The following is a 586-nucleotide window of genomic DNA, read 5'->3' on the forward strand; positions in this document are numbered from 1 at the left end:
CCGGGAGCGTCAGCGCCAGCTGTTCGACGACTACGAGTCCCTTTTCGCCTCCCGCGAAAGCGCCTCGTACACGGCGTTCACCCGGATGATCCAAGATCCCGAGCAGCGGGCGGCGCTGGTGGCCGACATCGAGGCGGTGACCCGGGAATTGCCGCACCTCGATCCCGACCTGCGTGAGGTGATGACAGGTTTCTTCAGCCTGGTCTCTGCGCAGACCGCCGAGGTGGGCCGCACCCGGCAGCGCTGCGCGCGACGGATCAAGCGATTCGTCGCCTCCGGAACCCTGGAGCACAGCCGCGGCGTTACCCGCCAGCTCAACGATGCCCTGACCAGTGCCCATGACTTGCTCAGCATCTCGTTGGCCGACAGTCGCATCGGCATCGAGGTGCCGCTGGTCCGTACCGACTTCAATTCGATCGGCGCCGTGGCCTTCAAGATTCGTGACGCGATCCCGCCGTCACAGGCCGAGACCTCTCACGGCGAGGTGAACCTGTCGGCGTTCTCGGCCTTGGCGTCCCAGGTGGACGCCGCCGAGCTGGCCGATCTGGTCAACGGTGCGGTCGCCGCCGGTCCACTGGCACTGTCC

Annotated in this window: 1 protein-coding gene; it reads left to right on the forward strand. The window is 66.9% G+C overall.

The window, feature by feature from the left end:
* Positions 1 to 586: DUF3375 family protein (locus tag IMZ11_RS43440; RefSeq protein ID WP_228649521.1), on the forward strand; the 586-nt coding region annotated here is incomplete at both ends.

Source organism: Microtetraspora sp. AC03309 (assembly GCF_020826795.1).
Lineage (GTDB): Bacteria > Actinomycetota > Actinomycetes > Streptosporangiales > Streptosporangiaceae > Microtetraspora > Microtetraspora glauca.